The sequence below is a fragment of the Pantoea sp. SIMBA_079 genome (assembly GCF_046940275.1).
GTDB lineage: Bacteria > Pseudomonadota > Gammaproteobacteria > Enterobacterales > Enterobacteriaceae > Pantoea > Pantoea borealis.
The window spans coordinates 129,474-150,953 of record NZ_JAWRYR010000009.1; the positions used below are offsets into that span (position 1 = coordinate 129,474).

The 21,480-nt window shown below is 57.2% G+C and carries 19 protein-coding genes; 9 read left to right on the top strand and 10 right to left on the bottom strand.

Annotation, left to right across the window (positions count from 1 at the left end; translation table 11 throughout):
• The first annotated feature begins 130 nt into the window (after nt 1-130).
• Nucleotides 131-1,015: a sugar phosphate isomerase/epimerase family protein gene (locus SB719_RS13350; RefSeq protein WP_065650313.1), complete on the top strand. Its 885-nt coding sequence runs from the start codon at nt 131-133 to the stop codon at nt 1,013-1,015.
• Between the two features lie 54 nt (nt 1,016-1,069).
• Here the strand turns inward: SB719_RS13350 and SB719_RS13355 are convergent, their stop codons facing one another.
• Together SB719_RS13355 and SB719_RS13360 are read right to left on the bottom strand one after the other, a co-directional pair.
• On the bottom strand, nt 1,070-1,243 hold the full coding sequence (locus tag SB719_RS13355) for a hypothetical protein (RefSeq protein WP_304235753.1): 174 nt from the start codon (nt 1,241-1,243) through the stop codon (nt 1,070-1,072).
• A gap of 70 nt (nt 1,244-1,313) precedes the next feature.
• Nucleotides 1,314-2,426, bottom strand: coding sequence for an RNA-guided endonuclease InsQ/TnpB family protein (locus SB719_RS13360; protein WP_304235749.1), 1,113 nt, complete (start codon nt 2,424-2,426; stop codon nt 1,314-1,316).
• Between the two features lie 108 nt (nt 2,427-2,534).
• Between SB719_RS13360 and SB719_RS13365 the strand changes: the two genes are divergently transcribed.
• The 3 genes from SB719_RS13365 to SB719_RS13375 all read left to right on the top strand — a co-directional run bounded on the left by SB719_RS13365 (nt 2,535) and on the right by SB719_RS13375 (nt 4,827).
• A complete protein-coding gene (locus SB719_RS13365) occupies nt 2,535-3,554 on the top strand; it encodes a LacI family DNA-binding transcriptional regulator (protein ID WP_304235746.1) in 1,020 nt (339 codons plus the stop codon).
• Between the two features lie 101 nt (nt 3,555-3,655).
• Nucleotides 3,656-4,537 carry a glutathione-dependent disulfide-bond oxidoreductase gene (gene yghU / locus SB719_RS13370; protein WP_293004934.1) on the top strand — a complete coding sequence of 294 codons (882 nt, stop codon included), beginning with the start codon at nt 3,656-3,658 and terminating at the stop codon, nt 4,535-4,537.
• Entirely contained in the window at nt 4,537-4,827 is a 291-nt protein-coding gene (locus SB719_RS13375) for a DUF1330 domain-containing protein (protein ID WP_039382107.1), read from the top strand. Before yghU ends, SB719_RS13375 begins: the two co-directional genes overlap by 1 nt.
• 83 nt (nt 4,828-4,910) lie before the next feature.
• Here the strand turns inward: SB719_RS13375 and SB719_RS13380 are convergent, their stop codons facing one another.
• Entirely contained in the window at nt 4,911-6,152 is a 1,242-nt protein-coding gene (locus SB719_RS13380; RefSeq protein WP_304235740.1) for an MFS transporter, read from the bottom strand.
• A 418-nt stretch (nt 6,153-6,570) separates the two neighbouring features.
• Between SB719_RS13380 and SB719_RS13385 the strand changes: the two genes are divergently transcribed.
• The gene (locus SB719_RS13385) at nt 6,571-7,164 is read left to right on the top strand and encodes a hypothetical protein (RefSeq protein ID WP_304235737.1); all 594 of its coding nucleotides are present in this window, start codon (nt 6,571-6,573) and stop codon (nt 7,162-7,164) included.
• A gap of 289 nt (nt 7,165-7,453) precedes the next feature.
• Entirely contained in the window at nt 7,454-9,832 is a 2,379-nt protein-coding gene (locus tag SB719_RS13390; RefSeq protein WP_065650518.1) for a glucose/quinate/shikimate family membrane-bound PQQ-dependent dehydrogenase, read from the top strand.
• Between the two features lie 48 nt (nt 9,833-9,880).
• On the opposite strand, the gene SB719_RS13395 is transcribed toward SB719_RS13390, so the two are convergent.
• The 3 genes from SB719_RS13395 to SB719_RS13405 form a co-directional block, all read right to left on the bottom strand.
• Nucleotides 9,881-11,101, bottom strand: a complete 1,221-nt coding sequence (locus SB719_RS13395; protein ID WP_412159292.1) for an MFS transporter — start codon at nt 11,099-11,101, stop codon at nt 9,881-9,883.
• A 109-nt stretch (nt 11,102-11,210) separates the two neighbouring features.
• The gene (locus SB719_RS13400; RefSeq protein ID WP_314688924.1) at nt 11,211-12,101 is read right to left on the bottom strand and encodes a LysR family transcriptional regulator; all 891 of its coding nucleotides are present in this window, start codon (nt 12,099-12,101) and stop codon (nt 11,211-11,213) included.
• A gap of 104 nt (nt 12,102-12,205) precedes the next feature.
• Nucleotides 12,206-12,574, bottom strand: a complete 369-nt coding sequence (locus SB719_RS13405; protein WP_065650321.1) for a helix-turn-helix domain-containing protein — start codon at nt 12,572-12,574, stop codon at nt 12,206-12,208.
• 178 nt (nt 12,575-12,752) lie between these two features.
• Here SB719_RS13405 and SB719_RS13410 point away from each other — a divergent pair, with 178 nt between their 5' ends.
• The 3 genes from SB719_RS13410 (at nt 12,753) to SB719_RS13420 (ending at nt 16,700) form a co-directional block, all read left to right on the top strand.
• Nucleotides 12,753-13,412 carry a response regulator gene (locus SB719_RS13410; protein ID WP_065650322.1) on the top strand — a complete coding sequence of 220 codons (660 nt, stop codon included), beginning with the start codon at nt 12,753-12,755 and terminating at the stop codon, nt 13,410-13,412.
• Complete coding sequence (locus SB719_RS13415; protein WP_314688923.1) at nt 13,409-14,767, top strand: HAMP domain-containing sensor histidine kinase; 1,359 nt, start codon at nt 13,409-13,411, stop codon at nt 14,765-14,767. Before SB719_RS13410 ends, SB719_RS13415 begins: the two co-directional genes overlap by 4 nt.
• 1,069 nt (nt 14,768-15,836) lie before the next feature.
• Complete coding sequence (locus SB719_RS13420) at nt 15,837-16,700, top strand: nucleoside-specific channel-forming protein Tsx (RefSeq protein WP_065650324.1); 864 nt, start codon at nt 15,837-15,839, stop codon at nt 16,698-16,700.
• 54 nt (nt 16,701-16,754) lie between these two features.
• Here the strand turns inward: SB719_RS13420 and yjdN are convergent, their stop codons facing one another.
• The 4 genes from yjdN to SB719_RS13440 form a co-directional block, all read right to left on the bottom strand.
• Nucleotides 16,755-17,192, bottom strand: coding sequence for a VOC family metalloprotein YjdN (yjdN, locus tag SB719_RS13425; protein WP_039382083.1), 438 nt, complete (start codon nt 17,190-17,192; stop codon nt 16,755-16,757).
• Between the two features lie 163 nt (nt 17,193-17,355).
• Nucleotides 17,356-18,672, bottom strand: coding sequence for a c-type cytochrome (locus tag SB719_RS13430; RefSeq protein WP_065650325.1), 1,317 nt, complete (start codon nt 18,670-18,672; stop codon nt 17,356-17,358).
• A gap of 11 nt (nt 18,673-18,683) precedes the next feature.
• Nucleotides 18,684-20,468 (bottom strand): GMC family oxidoreductase, encoded by a 1,785-nt coding sequence (locus SB719_RS13435; RefSeq protein ID WP_292968360.1) that lies wholly within the window; start codon nt 20,466-20,468, stop codon nt 18,684-18,686.
• A gap of 2 nt (nt 20,469-20,470) precedes the next feature.
• Entirely contained in the window at nt 20,471-21,205 is a 735-nt protein-coding gene (locus SB719_RS13440; protein ID WP_412159293.1) for a gluconate 2-dehydrogenase subunit 3 family protein, read from the bottom strand.
• Between the last annotated feature and the right edge of the window lie 275 nt (nt 21,206-21,480).

A 21,480-nucleotide genomic window follows, 5' to 3' on the forward strand; every position in this document is an offset into this window, starting at 1 on the left:
CCGTAGAGCGCCCTGATGTCTCTTCTTATAGTGGCTGACAAATACACTCTCTGTCTGCCTGGCGTCCTGCATCAGCTTCCGCCTGTCCGGAACAACGCTGGCAGCGGAATCGCGCAGGAGAAAAGACAGCATGAAAATTGCTTTTGACGTGGACGTTATCCGGGATCTCGGCATTACCCGGATGGTGCATCAGGTAGCAGAATGGGGCTATAAATACATTGAGCAGTCGCCTCATCCGCAGATCAATCCCTTTTATAAACACCCCAAAGCCAGCCGCGAGATCCTGCGCGAATATAAAAATGCGCTGAATGCCACCGGCACTGAAATCTCTTCATTCATCACGGTTTATCGCTGGTCGGGACCCGACGAACTGCGGCGTCAGGCGGCGGTAAAAAACTGGAAGCGCATGATTGAGATTGCGGTTGAAATGGGCGTGCAGGTTATCAACACCGAGCTCTCCGGCAATCCTAATGAGCCAGAAATCTGTGAAGAGATGTTCTACCGCTCAATGGAAGAGCTGCTGCCGATCGTCGAGCGTGAAGGGATCCGCATTGAAATTCAGGCGCATCCGTGGGATTTCTGCGAAGAGAGCAATGAAACGGCGGATATCGTGAAGTCGTTTCGCAGCGATAACGTGAAGTATATCTACAGCGCCCCTCACACCTTTTATTATGACAAAGGCAAAGGGGATGTGAAAAACATGCTGCAGTATGCCGGTGACGATCTCTCGCATATGCTGATTGCCGATACCATGAACCATACCAAACACTGCCGCTATATTGTGAATCCGCCCGGCGTGGACGCGACCATTCACCAGCACGTCGCGGTCGGCGAAGGGGAGGTAAACTTCGACGCGCTGTTTGAAGCGCTGCGCGAAATGGACTTTGCCCGTCGCAGCTTCAAAGTCGGCGGTGAGTCGATTATCTCAGCAGCCCTCTTTGGCTATCCGGAGAAGATGCGCTATCAGGCGGTGGAAACGCGCGAACTGATTGAGCGCGAGCTGCTGAATCTCTGATTGCAGCATCGGGTAGTATTTTCCCCCTGTGCCCTGCAGGGGGAAACGCACCGCTTACATCGCGCCAGGCTTCACCGCGCCCTTCTGCAGCGGCACTATTATCACCGCCATATCAACATCAAAGCTGCGGATCTCCTCCTTTAGCTCACACTTCAGAATGCCCTGTCTTGTCAAAATATCCCGTTCTGGCAGGCTGTCAGAACGCAGTTTTTGATGGAATTCACTCAATTGACAACTCCCCTCCCTAAAGGAAGGGATTCTTGTTTCGCGGAGTCGAACCTTACTACCTGAGAAGGCATTAAGGATTTACAGACTCTCCACAAGCTAACACTGCCAGCCCGGCAGCTTTGATATTCTTCGCGGCGTTAACGTCACGATCATGGGTTGCCGCGCATTCGGGGCACGTCCACAACCGCACGTTAAGCGCCAGTTTCGGCAGGGTGTGCCCGCACGCACTACAACGTTTAGTAGACGGGAAAAACTGGTCAATCGCGACAACAGAACGTCCAGCCCATTCGCCTTTGTACTGTAGCTGGCGAACAAACTCACTCCAGCCCGCATCCGCTATCGCTCTGGACAGTTTAGGGTTGCGTATCATGTTTTTTACTTTCAGGGATTCGACGCAAACAACTTGGTTTTCGTTAATCAGTTTGCGGGATAGCTTGTGCAGCCCATCCAGACGGCAATCGGAAATCTTCGCGTGGATGCGGGCGACTTTGGTACGGGCTTTGGCGCGGTTCTTTGAGCCTTTTTGTTTTTTGCTCAAACGGCGTTGTAGCAGTGTCAGGCGCTTCGCATATTTAGCGGTGTGGCGGGGATTGCCGGTTTTAAATCCGGTGTCAGTAACGAATAAATCTTTTAAACCAACATCAATGCCAACCGTCTTAGCGGTGATTGGCAGTGATGCGGGTTCAAACTCGCACAGGCACGAAACAAAATAGCGTCCGGGAGCGTCTTTGCTGATGGTGACAGTAGAGGGCGCACACGGCAGCGGGCGAGACCAGCGCACGTCTAATGATGTTTTGCTCTTTGCCATATACAACTTGCCATCACGGTATTTAAACGCGCTGGCGGTCAATTCCGCCGCCTGTTTATGGCGTTTGCTTTTAAACGCTGGATATGCGGAACGCCCGGCGAAGAAGTTAGAAAAGGCGCTCTGCTGGTGGCGTAGCGACTGCTGGAGCGGCACACAGGAAACATCATTCAGCCAGGCAAATTCAGGCTCTTTTTTGAGCGCTGTTAATCGGGCATTGGCTTGAATGTAGCCAACCTTCTCCTGGCGCTCATAGTAAGCATCGGTGCGCCAGCGAAGGATTGAGTTATAGACGAAACGGACGCAGCCAAAAGTTTGAGCCAGAAGCTCAACCTGATCGGGCGTGGGATAGAACCTGTATTTATATGCGCGTTTCATAGTTTCACATAATACGGAGTAAAATGTGAGAATACAAAAGATGTTAGGTCGGTTAGCTCCCCCTTACCTCCCCGCCCTGAAAGGACGGGGTTTCACGGGGGCATCCCGATGAAAACAACCACGCTGGCCGGACTGGCGAAGCGCGCAGGCGTTGGCGTCGCAACCGTGGATCGGGTGTTAAACGATCGCGGCGGTGTCTCACCCGCCATGACGCGAAAAGTGCTACAGGCGGCCCGGGAGGCGGGCTTAAAACGTATTCTGCCGGAGGAGCATCGTCACAGCTGGCAGATCGAGGTCATCCTGAGCGGCAACGGCTCCTTCTTCTTTCAGCAGCTGGCGCAGGAGTTTGCCCGCCTGGCGGATGCGCTGGGCTACCGGCGGGTCCGGCTGCATCGCACGCTGATCCCGGAAGATGCCCCGGAAAAACTGGCAGCACACATCGATTCCGGCAGTAAAAAGCGGGACGGACTCATTGTTTTTGCCCACGCCAGCCCGCTGATCTATCACGCGCTGGCCGCCTGCAAGGCGCGGGGCGTGCCGGTCATCACGCTGGTCAGCGATCTGCCTGACGCGGCGCGGCTCTGCCACGTCGGCATCGATCAATACAAAGCGGGGCGCACGGCGGGCCTGATGCTAGGCAGTATGGCGGCCCGTACAGGGGACGTGGTGCTGATCAGCGGTCGTGCTGACTACCTTGCGCATCAGCAGCGCATTGAAGGTTTTCAGCAGGTACTGGCTGAGCGCTTCCCGGAGCTGCGACTGCGTGAGATCCTCGCCGGTCAGGACGATCGTGAACGCATCAGCCGGCTGCTGGAGAAAACGCTGGCGGGATCGCGCCAGATCGCCGGACTCTATAACACCGGCATGGGCAATACCCAGATTTATGAAGCGCTGGCGCGCCACCGGCTGTGCGGCAGCACGGTTTATGTGACGCATGAACTCTATGCGACCACGCGCCAGCTGCTGCAGCAGCGTATTCTGACCCTGACGCTCGATCAGAATACGCAGCGCCACGCCGAACTCGCCCTGACGCTGCTGCTGCGGCATCTGGAAGAGCGTGAGCAGCCTGATACTTACGCGCCCGGCAAAGTCGACTTTATGCTCTATACCCAGGAGAACTGTACCTGATCTGACCGGCACGCTCACCGCCAGCGCGGTTAAATGGGCGCGGGATTGCGCTGCTACACTCAGTGGCAGCACAACGCTCACGACCATAAGGTGAAATGACGATGTCAGATAATCAGTATCAGCCCGCAAAAGTCTGGACCTGGGAACCGGAAGCCAAAGGCAACGGTGCCAAAACCAACCGCCCCGCCGCTGGCGCCACGCATGAACAGGCGCTGCCGGTCGGTCAGCATCCGCTGCAGCTCTACTCGCTTGGTACACCAAATGGTCAGAAGGTCACTATTCTGCTGGAGGAGCTGCTGGCGGTGGGTGTGAAAGAGGCAGAGTATGACGCCTGGCTCATCCGCATCGGCGAAGGCGATCAGTTCTCCAGCGGTTTTGTTGATGTGAACCCTAACTCCAAAATTCCGGCACTGAGTGACCACTCCGTGACGCCACCGCAGCGGGTATTTGAATCGGGTAACATCCTGCTCTATCTGGCAGAAAAGTTTGGCTACTTTATTCCGGAAGATGTGGCGGGCCGCACTGAAACCCTGAACTGGCTCTTCTGGCTGCAGGGCTCTGCGCCCTATCTTGGCGGCGGCTTTGGCCACTTCTACCACTATGCGCCTGAGAAAATTGAATACGCCATTAACCGCTTTACGCTGGAGGCGAAGCGCCAGCTGGATGTGCTGGATCGTCAGCTGGCTGATCACCGCTTCCTCGCAGGCGACGCCTATACCATCGCTGATATCGCAACCTGGCCCTGGTATGGCAACCTGGTGCTGAACGGCCTGTATGGTGCAGCAGAGTTTCTGGATGTGCAGGCTTACACCAACGTGGTGCGCTGGGCGAAGGAGATCGCGGAACGTCCGGCGGTAGTCCGCGGGCGCAAAGTTAATCGCGCCTTTGGCGCTGAGCCGCAGGATCAGCTGCTGGAGCGGCATGACGCCAGCGATTTTGAGCACAACACCGAAGATAAACGTCAGGCACGGGGAGAGAAGTAATGACCGCTTATATGGTAATGATTAAGGATGAGACGCTGGACAAAGATGAGCTGGCAACCTATTCACAGAAAGCGGGCGACGCGCGGGGCGATCATCAGATCACGCCGCTGGCTTTCTATGGCGAACAGGAAGTGCTGGAGGGGCGCGATGCTGAAGGCGTTGTCGTTCTGGCGTTTGCGGATATGGACGCCGCGCGCGCCTGGTATCACAGCCCGGCTTATCAGGAAGCGAAAGCGCACCGCGTGAAAGGCGCTAACTACCGCGTTATCCTGGTTAACGGCGTCGCATAACGCGATGCCGACAGGCAGACCGGCACCCTGCTGCCGGTCTGCTGATATGCCCGGCGGCGTGATGCTGCTCCGGGCACACTCATCTACACGCCGCTTTCATTCTCGAGCTTTTGCCGTTTGCGCAGATGCGGGAAAAGCGTCATCCAGACGGCTACCACTACCAGCGTCCCTATTCCGCCCAGCGCAGCCGCCGGTACCGCCCCCAGCCACGCGGCCAGCAGGCCCGATTCAAACTCCCCCAGCTGGTTAGAGGTATTGATAAAGATAGCGTTGACGGCGTTGACGCGGCCACGCATATCATCCGGCGTATCCAGCTGTACCAGCGCACCGCGGATCACCATGCTGACCATATCGAACCCTCCCAGCGCAGCCAGCGCCAGCAGTGAAAGCCAGAGCTGAGTTGAGAGCGCAAACAGCAGCGTCGCCAGACCAAAACCGGCAACCGAGCCAAACATAATCATACCGACATGCTTTTCCAGTTTATTGCGGCTAAGCCAGACACCCACTACCAGCGCCCCGACTGAAGGTGCGCCGCGCAGCATACCCAGCCCCCACGGCCCGGTATGCAGAACATCCTGCGCAAAAATCGGCAACAGCGCCGTGGCGCCGCCCAGCAGGACGGCAAACAGGTCAAGCGAGATCACGCCCAGCACATCTTTGCGTTCACGGATAAAGCGCACGCCGGCGAACATATTGGTCAGGTTCATCGGCATACGCGACTGAGGCGGCCGCGCGTAGCGCAGGCGGCTAATCAGGACAAGTGAGAAGAGATAGAACAGCGCTGAGACGCCATATACCACTTCAGGTCCGGCGACATACAGCAGGCCCCCCAGCGTCGGGCCGACGATCACCGCTGCCTGACCCCCCACTGAACTGGCCGCCATGGCGCGGGCCAGAACCGGCGGCGGCACCAGCGCCGGCAGCATTGATGTAATGGCCGGCCACTCCAGCGCTTTTGCCACTGAGATCAGAAATACCAGTCCCCAGATCTCTATCCTGCCGGCCCAGTGCAGCAGCGTCAGCGCCACCAGGCCAAGCAGCGCTACCCACTCAATCAGCTGGCCCACCAGAACAATACGACGGCGATCGTGCTGATCGGCCAGATGACCGGCCGGCAACGCCAGCAGTACCGAGGGTAAAAACTGCATTAAACCGATCATGCCCAGCGCCAGCGCACTGTGTGTCAGCGCATAGATTTGCCAGCTGACCGCCACTGAAAACATCTGGAAGCCGAATGACGAGCAGGTGCGCGCCAGCCAGAAAGCCACAAACGATCGATGCCGCAGCAGTGACGCTTCTGCAGCAGTGCTTTTTATACCTGTCATATGATCCCATCCTGAAATAATTAACTGATTAGCGTCATTGCACTAATCTGGTCAGAAGCCAGGCAGCAGCTTCTGTTATCGTTTTGTCTCTCTGAGAGTGCGCGATAACACTCTGGCAGGCAATGGCGGGTTGTGCGCTTTTGAAACAGCAGGTTAACCGCCTGAGCAATAAACATTGGCCTCTATATATCAGGAAGGTTATTGTTATCGATGGAAAACAGGTATTAATTTATTGATTACTGAATTAACAGCTTAATTATCCTTTTTAACGCCAGGAATATCTCTGTATCAGAGACAGGTAAAAAAAGGTGATTTGGCACTCTCTTTCGATCTATATTAGCCGCCGGTAAATTACAGACATAACACGCATTTATAATAAAACATATCGTTCCGGTTAATAATTTTTTTGCAGAGATACATGAAAAACAGTACTTATAATCCTTATGTTACTGAGCGCATTCATCGCTTTGACAACACGCTGTGCGGCGTGTGTTATTCAGCACCCTTTATGCATTGCGAGCAGGATGCTGATACATTACTTAATGGACATAACATAATTGCTTTGCATAATCAGTTGCCTGACAGACCTGAATTAATAATTATTCCGCTGGCGGGAAATAGCCTGATGGAATTTTTGCGCGCCCCGGAAAATTATCCGATGCTGCAGGCTGCGCACGTCCGTCTGGCAATTGATTATGCAGGGCTGCTACAGGGTGGTGCTCCCCTGCTTGCCGTTGCGCACCACTTCTCATTCTGGTTGTGCGATCTCGCGCCGCCGGGAACAGAATGGAAAAAAATCGTGGCGTTTCCATTTAGCGGCGTGGTTTTAGCTGAAGATTTTTTTAACGATAATTACCTCAAGTTCAGCTTTCCGTTTTTAATTGAGTCTCTCAGGGAAAGAGAAGCAGATGTTATATTACGTACCGCACAACTGACGCTGAATAGCGAACATTACCAGCGTCTGCAGTTAAGCGGCTGGCAGCAACAGCGCACACCCGGCACGCTTTTTTAGGGTAACCGTTTACACAATCTGCTACTCCGCGGCGTGGCAACCTGATTTGATCGGAATTAACGCCGCTATTCCCCCATAAAATGTCGCAGGATTTAGCCAGACAGAGTTAAAACCGCTAAAAAAAGCAAACTCGTTAACGTTTTTAAGATAAAATTTAACGCAAAGGGATCATCTGGCGTCACGGAAGAACGCTGCGTGAACATTTCTGCTCACTTCGTACTCTATGTCGGGAAACAGCCTGAAGCGTTGTTTCCTTTGTTTTTCTATGGCAAAGAAAGAGGTCAATATTATGGGGAAAGCTTCCTCATCTTTTGGCGTAATCCGCTTACTCACGGTGCTGTTCGCACTGCTGACAGGCGCGTTTATGCTGGTTGGTGGCGTTTGGTTAGCTACCATTGGAGGTTCCTGGTACTACGTTATTGGCGGTGTGATGATGCTGATCACCGCTGTTCTGCTCTGGCGTCGCAGTAGCGCCGCGCTGATGCTGTATGCGCTGCTGCTGCTCGGCACGCTGATCTGGGGCGTATGGGAAGTCGGCTTCGACTTCTGGGCGCTGGCACCGCGCACCGATGTGCTGGTGATTTTCGGTATCTGGTTGATCCTGCCTTTCGTCTGCCGCGCGTTTAATCCTGCCGGCAGAGGCGCGATGCTGGTGGCGCTGATTGCCAGCGTACTGGTTCTGGCGTGGGCCGTTTTCCACGATCCGCAGGAGCTGAATGGCGAACTGCCTGCTGCAGCGGCCACTTCACAGACTCAGCCTATCAGCAATATTGCTGATGCTGACTGGCCGGCGTATGCGCGCGATCAGCAGGGCACCCGTTTCTCTCCGCTGAAGCAGATCAACACCAGCAACGTTAAAGAGCTGCAGGTTGCCTGGCAGTTCCAGACCGGCGATCTGAAAAATGCTAACGATCCGGGTGAAATCACTGATGAAGTAACGCCGATTAAAATCCGCGACACGCTCTATCTCTGCTCACCGCACCAGATCCTGTTTGCACTGGATGCCACAACCGGTAAGCAGAAGTGGAAGTTTGATCCGGCTCTGAAGCAGAATCCGACCTTCCAGCACATCACCTGCCGCGGCGTTTCCTATCATGAAACCCCTGCAGCAGCGGATAGCGCGGCAACTCAGCCGGCACTCTGCGCGCGTCGCATCTATCTGCCGGTCAACGATGGTCGTCTGTTTGCACTGGATGCGGAAACCGGCGAACGCTGCCCGTCATTTGGTAACAACGGCGAGCTGGACCTGCAGCACAAGCAGCCGGTTACTACCCCAGGTCAGTATGAACCGACCTCGCCACCGATTATCACCGATACCACTATCGTGATCGCCGGTGCCGTAACCGATAACTACTCTACCCGTGAGCCATCGGGTGTGATCCGCGGCTTTGACGTCAACACCGGCAAACTGCTGTGGGCATTCGATCCGGGCGCGAAAGATCCTAACGCGATTCCGGAAGATGAGCACACCTATACCCTGAATTCACCGAACTCATGGGCACCGGCGGTTTACGATCCGAAACTGGATATCGTTTATCTGCCAATGGGCGTGTCTACTCCGGATATCTGGGGCGGCAACCGTACGCCTGAGCAGGAGCATTATGCAAACAGCGTTCTGGCGCTGAATGCCACCACCGGTAAGCTGGTCTGGTCTTATCAGACCGTGCATCACGACCTGTGGGATATGGACCTGCCTTCTCAGCCGACGCTGGCTGATATCACCGATAAAGATGGCAACACCGTTCCGGTGATCTATGCACCGGCGAAAACCGGTAACATCTTTGTGCTGGATCGCCGCAACGGCAAGCTGGTCGTACCGGCACCGGAAACCCCGGTTCCGCAGGGCGCAGCGAAAGGTGACCACGTATCACCGACGCAGCCTTACTCTGAGCTGACCTACCGTCCTAAGCAGAATCTGACTGACAAGGATATGTGGGGCGCGACGATGTTTGACCAGCTGGTGTGCCGCGTGATCTTTAAACGCCTGCGCTATGAAGGTCCATTCACGCCGCCATCTGAACAGGGTACGCTGGTCTTCCCGGGCAACCTCGGCATGTTTGAATGGGGTGGTATCGCCGTTGATCCACATCGTCAGATTGCTATCGCCAACCCGATGGCGCTGCCGTTTGTCTCAAAACTGATCCCACGCGGACCAGGCAACCCGGCTGAGCCACCGAAAGGTGCGGAAGGCGGTTCCGGTACTGAAACCGGCGTGCAGCCGCAGTATGGCGTGCCGTTTGGCGTTGAGCTGAATCCGTTCCTGTCACCTTTTGGCCTGCCGTGCAAACAGCCAGCCTGGGGTTACATTTCAGCGGTGGATCTGAAAACCAACGAAACCGTGTGGAAAAAACGCATTGGTACCGTGCGCGACAGCGCGCCACTGCCGCTGCCGTTTAAAATGGGTATGCCAATGCTGGGCGGCCCAATCACCACGGCGGGACACGTTGCCTTTATCGGCGCAACGGCAGATAACTATCTGCGTGCGTTTGATACCAACACCGGTGAAATGCTGTGGCAGGCGCGTCTGCCAGCCGGTGGTCAGGCAACGCCGATGACTTATGAAGCGAACGGCAAGCAGTACGTTGTCATCGCGGCTGGCGGTCACGGCTCGTTTGGCACCAAACTGGGCGACTACGTGGTTGCCTATGCGCTGCCTGATACGAAATAACCTTTCGTAACAGCAGCATAAATCAGGCGGGCCGGTGGCCCGCCTTTTTTATGCCTCCTGTTTCTCACGCACCACGCTGCGTACCAGCAAAGCACACAGCGCCATCATCAGCGCGGTGATCAGAAACACCGGCTGCATCCCAACTGCTCCGCTGACGATCCCGCCGCAGAGCGGCCCGGTCACCTGTCCGGCATACTGTGCCGAGGTTGCATAGCCCAGCATTTTTCCCGTCTGCTGCTGCGGGACATGGTGGCGTATCAGCGCAGTAATACAGGGCAGCAGCCCGCCCAGTGCCATACCCATCAGAAAACGCAGGCCGGTAAGCTGCCATACGTGGCTGATAAAGGCCTGCGGGATCAGCAGCAGCGCGCTGACTGTCAGCCCGGCAAACAATACACGGCCGTGTCCGATACGATCCGCCAGTCGCCCGGCAAGCGGCGCAGCGATAATGCTGCCCAGCGCGGCCGCCGCCATCACAATCCCGGCGTTGACGGTTACCGCGTGCTCGCCCTGCACAAACTGCGCAATATAGAGCGTGATAATAGGTTCGACAGACATGGTGGCAAACATCATCAGCATCGCCGTCAGCCACATCAGCCGTACCACCCGCAGGTTAGCAGGCTGCTCTGGTGCGACCTGCCCTGCCTCAGCCGCGCGTTCTGGCTGCCGCGGCGCCTCTTTCAGCAGACACGCCGTGCCGAGAAACGCAAGGAAGATCGCTGCACCCGTCAGCCAGAAGGTGTGACGGATGCCGATCAGCGGCGGCAGTATTCCGCCCAGCAGCGGCCCCGCGACGTTGCCTGCCATAATGCCCGCTGAGAGAATGCCCAGCGCCCAGCCGGTGCGGGCTTTCGGCGTCTGTGCGGCGACCAGAATCGTAGAGCCGGAGGCATAACCCCCCAGCAACCCGGCCAGCAGGCGCAGCGCCACCAGCTGCCAGGGGGCGGTGGCCATACCAATCAGCGACATGGCTATCGCCATGCCCAGACTGGCGCGGATCAGCATCAGTTTGCGTCCATAGCGATCCGCCAGCCGGCCCCATAGCGGGGCCGTCAGCGCGGCGCTCAGAAACGTGGCCGCATAGGCGGCACCTGACCAGCGGGCGATCGCCGCCGGTTCCTTAATACCAAGCTGCTGAACATAGATCGGCAGAAACGGCAGCAGCAGCGTCATCGCCACAATGGTAGTAAATGACCCCAGCGTGCAGACCAGCAGGTTGCACTTCCAGTGTTGCTGTTCAGCTGTTAATGATAATGATGCGTGTGGCATACCTTCTCCCGCCGGCTGTTTTTTATCAGGCTAACAGCGCAAAACGGCAGAAAACAGGCGGCGCAGAACAGTTACCTGTCAGCCCGCCACCGTTGCCAGACAGCAACAATCAGGGATCATGCAGCGCGGTGATAAGCGCATCGCACAGCTGTGTGACCGGCGATGAAGGCTGCGGCTGTTCTTTCAGTAGCAGGTAGCTGTGAAAGCGATCCATCTGCCAGTCGCTCAGCACCGGCTGGATATCGCCGCGCGCCAGCGCCTCACGCGTCATATAGGAAGGCAGATAGGCAATGCCGCCGCCAGCCAGCGCGGCATTGAGCAGCGCCATACTGTTATTGGCGCGGAAGCGGCTGCGTACCTCCAGCGCCAGCCGCTGCTTGTCACGCCGGAACGGCAGAGCGGCGGTATGTGCCGGACCGTGAAACAGCAGCAGGTTGTGGCGTGTCAGGGTGCGCGGATGATCAATCAGCGGATGCGCGGTCAGATAGCCGGGCGTAGCGTAAAGGCCCCAGTCGATAGTACTGAGTTCGCGCCAGGCGCCTCCCTGCGGTGCACGGCTGCGGATCGCGATAGTGATATCTGCGTCAGGGTGAGGATCGTCGCTGGTGGTGAGGTCCAGATCAACATGCAGATGAATATGGCGGCGAATAAAAGCGTCCACCACCGGCGCCACACACTGACAGCCAAATGTTACCGGAGCCTGCAGGCGCAGATTGCCGGCCGGCAGCTGATGCAGCTGCTGCACAAACGTATCCGCCTGATGCAGCTCGTCCAGCATGCGCAGGCAGAATGGGTAGTACGCCTGGCCGTGCCCGGTCAGCGCCACATGACGCGTGGTACGCTGCAGCAGTTTGATCCCCAGCCGCACCTCCAGCCGGGCAATTTCGCGGCTGACATAGGATTTAGAGACGCCGAGAATGCGCGCGGCTTCGCTGAAACTTTGCCGCTCTGCCACGTGCGCAAACAGCAGCATGGCTGTCAGATTATCACCAGGGTTCATGGGTCCGGCTGTCAGAGAAACATGCCCCGCAGCTTAAAAGGTATTGTGCCGTTCTGCATCCGATTTTCTCTCCGCCGCAGGCCGGCCGGTACGGGCACCGTCCCTTATACGGCGACGGCAAACGGCAGCAGCAGCCGCTCCGGCTCAACGCGACGCTGACGACGCAGCTGTCCTGGCGTGACGCGAAAGTAATTTTTAAAGGTCCGGGTGTAGGCCTGCTGCGTATCAAAACCGTAGTTCATGGCAACCTGCAAAATAGCGTCGTCACTGTTGAGCAGCGTTAACGCCGATTCCGTCAGGCGGCGCTGACGGATATACTCAGCCAGTGAAAAACCGGTGTGCTGACGAAACAGGCGCTGCAGGTGCCAGCGTGAATAGCCCGATCGACGCGCCACCTCATCCAGATGCAGATCGTGGCCTAAGTTATCTTCAATCCACTCCAGTAAACTACGGATAAACTCTCGCTGATTCATCGCACCCTCCGGCTTAACAGCCTGTTCCTGAGTGGCCACTGTAGCGCAGGAGATTTATCCCTTAATTAGCGAAGAATTAGCGCAGAATTAGCAAAGCGGGCAGCGGCAAAAATTCAGCGGCGATAATTGTTTGCTAATAAAGCGGCGTTACACTGCCCGACACTGATAAGGAGACTCCATGCGCGTGCTGCTGGTAGAAGATGATGAAATGATTGGTGCCAACCTGCAGCAGGCGCTGGAAGCTGCAGGCTGGTCGGTAGACTGGGTGCGCGACGGCCGGTTTGCCTCGCACGCCTGGTCGGAAAGCAATTACACCTGTGTGCTGCTCGACCTTGGCCTGCCGCGTGAGGATGGTCTCGACGTACTGCGGCGCGCCCGCGCGCGCGGTGATATGACGCCGGTACTGGTGCTGACCGCCAGGGACAGCGTCGCCCAGCGCATTCAGGGGCTGGATAGCGGCGCGGATGATTACCTGCTCAAGCCCTTTGATCTGCAGGAAGTGTTTGCACGTATGCGCGCCATCACCCGGCGCCGTCACGGTGCCGCCGACTCGCTGCTCGGCAGCGGCGACGTGCAGCTGGATATGATGACGCGGGAAGTGCTCTATAAGGGCCAGCGTGAACAGCTCACCGCTCGCGAATATGCCCTGCTCTATGCGCTGCTGGAGCGACCCGGTGCGATCCTCTCACGCGAGCAGCTGGAGAATCGCATCTATGGCTGGGGCGAAGAAGTCACCAGCAACGCCGTTGATGTGCTGATACACGGTATGCGGCGCAAACTGGGGAACGAAGCGATCCGCAACGTTCGCGGCCTTGGCTGGCGGGTACCGGCACAATGAAAAATTTTACGTTTCTGCGCTCTCTGCGCAATAAGCTGCTGATGAGCCTGGTGCTGCTGCATCTGGCGATGATTGGTGGCGTGACCTGGTACTTCTTTCACTGCTACGGCGACATGATGGGCTCGATGAAAGACGATCAGCTCGCAAAAGTGGCCGACGTCTGGTCAGCCAGCCAGACGATGCCCGCGCTGATGCCGACGATCCTCGATCAGGACAGGCTTAAAAGCGCTTATATCGTCCAGCTGTGGGATACGCATCATCAGCTGCGCGCCAGCTCGTGGCCGGCGCTGCAGGCACCGCTGCAGCCGGTTCACGGCTGGTCCGATTTGCGTCTTGGCGACTGCGGTGACGACTGTGAATGGCGCGTCTATACCCGTCCCGGCGAAGCGGGCAGTGAAATCGGCACCGTGCAGGTGCTGCATAATATCGGCTACATGAAAAGCCTGATGGTGAAGCGCGTGCTGTCGGCGGTGATCCCGCTGATCCTGATGATGCCGCTGTCGCTGCTGCTGATCTGGCTGATCGTACGCGCCATTACGCGCAATCTGCTGGTGGCGTCCAGGCAGATCGCGGCGCAGGAGAGCCTGCATCCGCATACGGTGTCGCCGGATGGCCTGCCTGACGAAGTGCTGCCGCTGGTCGCCGCCTACAATGCGCTGCTGGATAAACTGCGCGCCGCCTGGTCCGCCCAGCGGCAGTTTCTGGAGGATGCCGCACACGAGCTGCGCACGCCGGTTACCGCCGTTACGCTGCAGCTGGAGAATCTGCGACAGCATATTCAGCCTGGCGAGGCGCGCCGTCAGTTTGATCAGCTGGAAGCGGGCGTAACCCGCACCCGTCATCTGGTGACACAGCTGCTGGATGTGTCACGTCAGGAGGATCGCTCCGCGGTGCCGGCAGCGGAAACGATCGAGATCGACGATCTGCTGAAGGAGAGTATTGAACAGCTGATGGTGGTTGCCGATAAGCGCGGCATCGATATTGGCTATAGCGGCAGCGCACGTTACCGGCTGCAGGCCAGCCGTTCTGAACTGCGCACCCTGTTTGATAACGTTATCGGTAACGCCATGCTGCATACGCCTGAAGGAAGCCTGGTGGATGTGCTGCTGCACCGCGCAGACGATCGCATTGTGGTGGATATCGTCGATAACGGTTCCGGCATGCCGGAGTCGTTTCTGGAGCGGGCGTTTGATCGCTTTACCCGTTCGCCGGATGTGCAGGCGCAGGGCAGCGGTCTTGGCCTGTCGATTGTGCGCAGCGTGGCGCAAAAGCATCAGATGCAGGTGGCGCTGTCTAACTGTCTGACGCCGGAAGGTGAACGCTGCGGACTGCGGGTGCGGGTGACGCTGCCATAGCATGCGGTGCGCTTAGCCGCGCGGGGCTGTGTACGGCAGCGCGGGGCACTGAGGGATTCCGCCCGCCGGGCTTTTGGCAGTTTCAGCGGCGCTTGCGCACGCGGACGGGCTAAGGGGCGGGTGGGCGCGCCCCTTAGCAATCCGCGCCCCGCGCCGTCCTCGCGAATTCCCGGACGCATCCCTCCGGCCTTAACGGACCGCGCGGATTCGCTCCTGCTCACCCCGCGCTCTCGCCGGCGTCCTGCCGGCTCGCCCTGGCCGTCACGCTGCGCCCGGCGCTGCGGATGGCGCCCCCCTCCCCGCCTGCACATTCATTTTTTTCATTCTTAAAAGTGGGGAAGCCTGAAGCTCAGGCGCAGTAGTGCCAGCCATGAAAAAACAACATAACGAAAAAAAGAGCAGAAGCGGCGGGAAGCGCCATCCGGGTCCGCCGAGGGAAGGCGCGGTTCCGGGATGAGCCGACAGGACGTCGGCGAAAGGGCGCGGTGAGCAGGAGCGAATGGCGGCCGGTCCCCGGGAAGCGGGCGTGAGCGAGGGAACCGCGCAGCGGCGGGCGGGGCTGGCGCAGGGCCGGGGAGTGCAGAGGGCGCGGCCAGGCGTCCTCTGCCCGGTCGCCGCGCCGGGGCAGAGGCAGCTGCCGCTGCTGACGGCGAACGGAACCGGTGCCTGTCCCGGAACCGATGCCTGTCCCGGAACCTCCGCCCCGGGGCACAGGCTGCCGCCGCCGCTGACGGCGAACGGAACCGGCGCCAGCCTCCGTGGCGAACGGAACCGGCGTCCGCGCCCCACTCCCAATCGTATCTCTTCGCGACCACGTAAACGGTTGCGGAGTTCCGTTCGCTGCAGATAGAATATGTGATAAACCTCACAAAATAACTGAATCCTATTGCAACACTTTTTGACAAATGTGATGAAAATCTATTTTCTAACGCTCTGTTACAGGCACATTACGCGGGCCTGACGGCTGACAGTTCGCACGCGTTACCGCCGCATACTGCTCAATGCCCGGGAACGTACTCATCCGATCGTGGCATTTCTGCGGCGATCCTCAGCAAGTGGTCAAACAATAATGAAATTTAAATCGTTGATAGCAGGTGCATTACTGATTGGTAGCGGAATGGGCGCAGCGCAGGCAGAGAGCGATCCGCAATATCTTTCTGACTGGTGGCATCAGAGCGTAAACGTGGTGGGCAGTACCCATACCCGTTTCGGACCGCAGTTTAATAATGATGTCTATCTGGAATATGAAGCCTTTACCAAGCAGGAGTGGTTCGATTTTTACGGCTACATCGATTTGCCGAACTTCTTTGGCGCGGGCAACAGCAACGCAAATGGCATCTTCGATCACGGCACGCCGCTGTTTATGGAAATTGAGCCGCGCCTGTCACTGGACAAGCTGGCGGGTACCAGCCTGGCGTTCGGTCCGTTTAAAGAGTGGTTCTTTGCCAACAACTATATCTACGACATGGGCCGCAACAGCGACAACCGTCAGAACACCTGGTATATGGGCCTCGGTACCGATATTGATACCCACAGCGACGTTGGTCTCTCGCTTAACGTCTACGCCAAATATCAGTGGGAAAACTACGGCGCAGCCAACGAGAACAGCTGGGATGGCTACCGCTTCAAGGTAAAATACTTTGTGCCGATTACCGACCTGTGGGGCGGTAAGCTGAGCTATATCGGTTTTACCAACTTTGACTGGGGCTCCGATCTGCGTGACAAATCTGACCGCTCGCGCACCAGCAACTCGGTGGCCTCAAGCCATATCTTATCGCTGAACTACGACCACTGGCACGTCTCTGGCGTTGCGCGTTATTTCCATAACGGCGGTCAGTGGGCAGATGGTCAGGAGCTGAATTTTGGCAAGGGTCCGTTTGAAGTGAAATCAACCGGCTGGGGCTACTACCTGGTGGTGGGTTACAACTTCTGATTATGACGGGTTCGCCTCTCCGGACATCGCGCCAGAGAGGCGAAAACAGAGAACTTAATCCTGCGATTTCACGACGTTGATGCGCCACGGAATGTTGAACTTATCGATAAACATGCCGAAGCCATCTGACCAGAACGTTTTCTGCCATTCGGTCGTGATTTTGCCGCCGGCAGAGAGTTTATCAAACCACTCTTTGCCCTCTTTCTCATCGGTAGTTGCCAGACTTACCGCATAACCGGCATGCTCAGACGCCGGTGGCTTGCTGGTATCACCGTCACTCAGCATCAGCTCGCCCTGACCAATTTGCAGATGTGCATGCATAATTTTTTCCGGCGGCAGCGGCGGTGCAGACTTGTCGCCCACCTGCTCCCCCTGCTCCGGATTATCACCGAAGGTCATTTTTTGCAGCACTTTGCCGCCGGTGGCCTGCAGGTAAAATTCGATGGCTTCTTCACAGCGACCATACAGAAACAAATAAGGACTTACTTGCATCGTTCCCTCCGCTTATCAGTTAGTGAGCTTTTTGCACTCACCGCTAAGTGTAGACGATCGCGTGCAACCCGCGTCTGCTCTGCCTTCAGGCGATCTGCACCTGTTTTTTACCCATAAAAAATCCGGGCACCAGGCCCGGATAATTAACGCACTGCAGGCGCGTTTACTTCTCTAATGCGTGAATATCTGCGCTGCCCTGATAAGGCTGTACCGTTTTATCCTTACGCTGTTTCGCCACGTCCCCGGCCGTTACGCGGGTGGTGACGCCATTACCCCAGCTGCTGCGGATAAAATTCACCACGTCCGCAACCTGCTGGTCACTGAGACGCCAGCCAAATGCCGGCATGGTGATGGCTGTCGGTGCGCCTTTGACGCCTGGCAGCGTACCGCCCACCAGCACAATGTGGATCAGCGAGGCAGGATCCTCAGCCATGACAACCGGATTGCCGCGCAATGCCGGATAGAAGCGCTGATAGCCCGAACCATCCGTTTTATGGCACGCAGCGCAGCTGTCCACATAGACCGATGCCCCCGGCTGGCTGTCATCACCGTGCCACAGCGCTTTCGCTACCGTGTCATCCGGGGTAAATACCGCCTGCTGCGGATCTCTTGCGCCCAGCGACTTCAGATACTTCGCAATCGCGCTGATATCCTCATCGCTGAGGTACTGCAGGCTGTGTTCAACCACCTCGGTCATGCCGCCAAACGCGGCGGTGTGATCGTTACGGCCAAAGCGCAGGAACTGCTTCAGCTCCTCTTCACTCCAGCGGCCGAGTCCGTCACGGTTATCGCCTCGCAGATTGCTGGCGGTCCAGCCATCAATCGGGGCGTTACTGCCGGCAAGATAGTCGCTGCCGTCACCGTTGTTCAGCGCTTTCTCTTGCATCGTAATGCTGCGCGGCGTATGACACGCCCCGCAGTGTCCGAGCCCCTCAACCAGATAGCGACCGCGCGCCAGCGCCGGATCTTCCTGCGCGGCGGGCTGGAACGCTTTAACGTCTGGTGCAAAGATGCCGCGCCAGATCGCCAGCGGCCAGCGCATGGAGAGCGGCCAGGGAATGTCGCTCTCTTTGTTCGCCTGGCTGACCGGCGCAACGCCCTGCATGAAATATGCATAGAGCGCTTTCATATCCTCATCGCTGACCACCGCGTAAGAGGGATAAGGCATGGCCGGATAGAGCGTATCACCATTTTTTGCGACGCCATGACGCACCGCCTTCTGGAAGTCGTCGTAGCTGTAGTCACCGATGCCGGTCGCTTTATCGGGAGTAATATTGGTGGAGTAGATTGTGCCAATCGGCGTCGCCATTGCCAGTCCGCCGGCAAACGGCTTGCCGCCCGCGGTGCTATGGCAGGCCACGCAGTCTCCAGCGCGCGCCAGATATTCACCGCGTTTGATCAGCGATTCGCTGGCCGTATCGTCAGCCAGCGCACTGAACGTCAGAGTGCCCAGCATCAGGGCCAAAACTGATTTCATCATCGTCATGTTCCTTATGCCTGTACCAGCGGCCCCGGGTTTTTCAGATACTGTTCGCGGATCGCCTTCGCTGACCAGTAGCTCAGTGCAGCGACCATACCGGTCGGGTTATAGCCCAGCCCCTGCGGGAAGGCGGATGCCCCCGGTACAAAGACGTTTGGCACATCCCAGCTCTGCAGATAGCGGTTTACCGCGCTGGTCTGCGGATCTTCACCCATGATCGCACCGCCGCTCATATGCGTGGTCTGATAAGAGGTCGTATCAAAATGGGTACCCGGCGCTTTGGCGGAGCCAATGATGGTTTTCGGGTTCATCGCCTCGGTGATCTTACGCATCTTGCCAATCATAAACTGCGCCATTTTGATGTCGTTATCCTGCCAGTCAAAGGTCATACGCAGCAGCGGCTGGCCGTAAGCATCTTTGTAGTTAGGATCGAGGTCGAGATAGTTAGCGCGATAGGACTGGTGCGCGCCGTGCGCATCCATTGAGACGTGATGCGTATAGGTATCCGCTACCGCTGCTTTCCACTGACTGCCCCAGCCTGGCGTGCCGGCAGGCGTCGGCACGCCGGAGATAGGCTTAGTGCCAGCCTGGTTTACCCAGAATGGTGAACCGCCCACGAAGCCGTGCGGGCCGTGATCAAAGTTGTCTGCGTTAAAGTCATCTACCGCAACACCCGCACCGCCTGCGCCGATAAACGGGTTAGTGGTGGTGTTTTTATCAAACAGCGCTTTCAGCGTTGAGAGATTCTGATAGGCGAAGTTGCGCCCTACCACGCCCTCATTAGTGATCGGATTATATGGTTTGCCGATCCCGGACAGCAGCATCAGGTGAACGTTGTGGAACTGGAATGCGGAGAGGATCACCAGATCGGCTGGCTGCACCACTTCACGTCCCTGACCATCAAGGTAGGTCACACCGGTGGCGCGCTTTTTATCATCGGTCAGATTGACGCGCAGAACGTACGAATTGTTGCGCAGCTCAAACTTCGGCTCCTGACGCAGTGCCGGCAGGATATTGACGTTGGGTGACGCTTTGGAATACATGTAGCAGGCGTAGCCGCTGCAGAAGCCGCAGAAGTTGCACGGCCCCATCTGCGCGCCATAGGTATTGGTATAAGGCCCGGAGGTGTTTGCTGACGGCATATCATAAGGGTGATAGCCAACCGACTCCGCCGCCTGCGCAAACAGCTGCGCAGAGTAAGTACGCTTCTGTGCCGGCAGCGGAAAGTCGCTGGAGCGATCCGGCGCAAACGGGTTGCCGCCGTGTGCTTTGTTGACCACTTTACCGTTAACTGACCAGGCGCTGCCTGAGGTGCCAAACACCTTTTCGGCTTTGTCGAAGAACGGTTCCAGCTCATCATAGCTCACGCCAAAATCCTGAATGGTCATGCCTTCCGGGATAAAGCTTTTACCGTAGCGCTGCTCATAGTGGCTGCGCAGATTCAGCTCAACCGGATCGACGCGGAAATGCACGCCAGACCAGTGCAGGCCCGCACCGCCGGTGCCGGTGCCGGGCAGAAAAGCCGCCAGCTGGCGATAAGGCACTGCGGTCTGCGACGCATCATGACGGATGGTGACGGTGCTTTTGGAGAGGTCCTGAAACAGCTTTTTGCGGACGTTGTAGGTCAGTTCATCAATTGACTGCGGATAAGAGCCATCCGGATAGGTGTCGCGATGCGGACCGCGCTCCAGCGCAACGACGTTAAGACCCGCTTCGGTCAGCTCTTTCGCCATGATGGCGCCTGCCCAGCCGAACCCCACAATCACTGCATCAACTTTTTTTAGTTCGTTTGCCACGCTTACGCCCTCGCTCCGCGAATATCGACTGACGGGAACGGATAACGTTCACCGCGCTCTACCCAATCCATAAAGTCGGCGCGGGCGCCCGGGAAGCCAATCAGCTTCCAGCCCACCATGCCCTGGTTGCCGCCATGGATCGGATCGCAGAAAAAGCCTTCGCGGGTATTCTGCAGCAGATAAGAGAAGAAGGTTTTTGCCGGCAGCTGGGCAAACTCAGCCTTACCGGTTTCAAAGGCGCTCAGCAGCGCATCCTGCTGTTCACCGCTCAGGCTGGCGAACACCTTGCCATGCTGTTTTTGACTCCAGGCGTTGGCATCGGCAATGCCTAAGCGATAGATCTGCTGCGGCACCAGCGGCAGCTGATAACCCAGCTCTTTCGGCATATCGGGGTGAAAAGGTCCCTGCATATACCAGTTGCTGCCGGTAGCGTAAGGCGTATTCATCTGACGATCGATAAATTCCGGTACGCCAGCCTCCAGTGCCCCCGGCCCGCGCTCATCGCTGGGGATCAGCCGCGCCACGGCAGCTGTAATGAAAGCAAACTCTTCGGCGGTAAACCAGCCTGGCTGATAGTCGCATGCCGGCTGCGCTGACGCCGGTACTGCTGTGTCGCGGGCGGCAGCAGGTGCCACCAGCGCGCCCATGGCAGTTGAACCTACCGCTACAGCGGGTGCCAGGGTGATTGTCCTCAGCAGGAAATCACGACGTGAATGACCCTTTTTTTGTTCTGACATGACATTGCCTCAGTACCGCATATAATGCGGCATGGAAGGTTAAGTAGTTGCGTTGTAATGGTTTTTATTCTTGACTTAAGGGATACAGCACGTTTGTTACCGGTAACAAGACGACAATTGTAACACCGAAACGGTAACGAATTTAGTTTTCCGAAACAATTACGCACAAAATACTTAACATTTTCCCGCCCCGGTTTACATTCCGGTGGCGGAATTGTCATGCTCAGAAACAACCCACTACAGACAGATAAACAAAAATAGCGGTATAAACGTGT

Excerpts from the sequence above, each read along its gene's own strand:
- SB719_RS13420 (WP_065650324.1), top strand. The coding sequence starts at position 15,837 with ATGAAATTTAAATCGTTGATAGCAGGTGCATTACTGATTGGTAGCGGA.
- SB719_RS13385 (WP_304235737.1), top strand. The coding sequence starts at position 6,571 with ATGAAAAACAGTACTTATAATCCTTATGTTACTGAGCGCATTCATCGC.
- SB719_RS13440 (WP_412159293.1), bottom strand. The coding sequence starts at position 21,205 with ATGTCAGAACAAAAAAAGGGTCATTCACGTCGTGATTTCCTGCTGAGG.
- SB719_RS13380 (WP_304235740.1), bottom strand. The coding sequence starts at position 6,152 with ATGACAGGTATAAAAAGCACTGCTGCAGAAGCGTCACTGCTGCGGCAT.
- yjdN (WP_039382083.1), bottom strand. The coding sequence starts at position 17,192 with ATGCAAGTAAGTCCTTATTTGTTTCTGTATGGTCGCTGTGAAGAAGCC.
- SB719_RS13390 (WP_065650518.1), top strand. The coding sequence starts at position 7,454 with ATGGGGAAAGCTTCCTCATCTTTTGGCGTAATCCGCTTACTCACGGTG.
- SB719_RS13360 (WP_304235749.1), bottom strand. The coding sequence starts at position 2,426 with ATGAAACGCGCATATAAATACAGGTTCTATCCCACGCCCGATCAGGTT.
- yghU (WP_293004934.1), top strand. The coding sequence starts at position 3,656 with ATGTCAGATAATCAGTATCAGCCCGCAAAAGTCTGGACCTGGGAACCG.
- SB719_RS13430 (WP_065650325.1), bottom strand. The coding sequence starts at position 18,672 with ATGATGAAATCAGTTTTGGCCCTGATGCTGGGCACTCTGACGTTCAGT.
- SB719_RS13415 (WP_314688923.1), top strand. The coding sequence starts at position 13,409 with ATGAAAAATTTTACGTTTCTGCGCTCTCTGCGCAATAAGCTGCTGATG.
- SB719_RS13350 (WP_065650313.1), top strand. The coding sequence starts at position 131 with ATGAAAATTGCTTTTGACGTGGACGTTATCCGGGATCTCGGCATTACC.
- SB719_RS13410 (WP_065650322.1), top strand. The coding sequence starts at position 12,753 with ATGCGCGTGCTGCTGGTAGAAGATGATGAAATGATTGGTGCCAACCTG.
- SB719_RS13365 (WP_304235746.1), top strand. The coding sequence starts at position 2,535 with ATGAAAACAACCACGCTGGCCGGACTGGCGAAGCGCGCAGGCGTTGGC.
- SB719_RS13395 (WP_412159292.1), bottom strand. The coding sequence starts at position 11,101 with ATGCCACACGCATCATTATCATTAACAGCTGAACAGCAACACTGGAAG.
- SB719_RS13405 (WP_065650321.1), bottom strand. The coding sequence starts at position 12,574 with ATGAATCAGCGAGAGTTTATCCGTAGTTTACTGGAGTGGATTGAAGAT.
- SB719_RS13400 (WP_314688924.1), bottom strand. The coding sequence starts at position 12,101 with ATGAACCCTGGTGATAATCTGACAGCCATGCTGCTGTTTGCGCACGTG.
- SB719_RS13375 (WP_039382107.1), top strand. The coding sequence starts at position 4,537 with ATGACCGCTTATATGGTAATGATTAAGGATGAGACGCTGGACAAAGAT.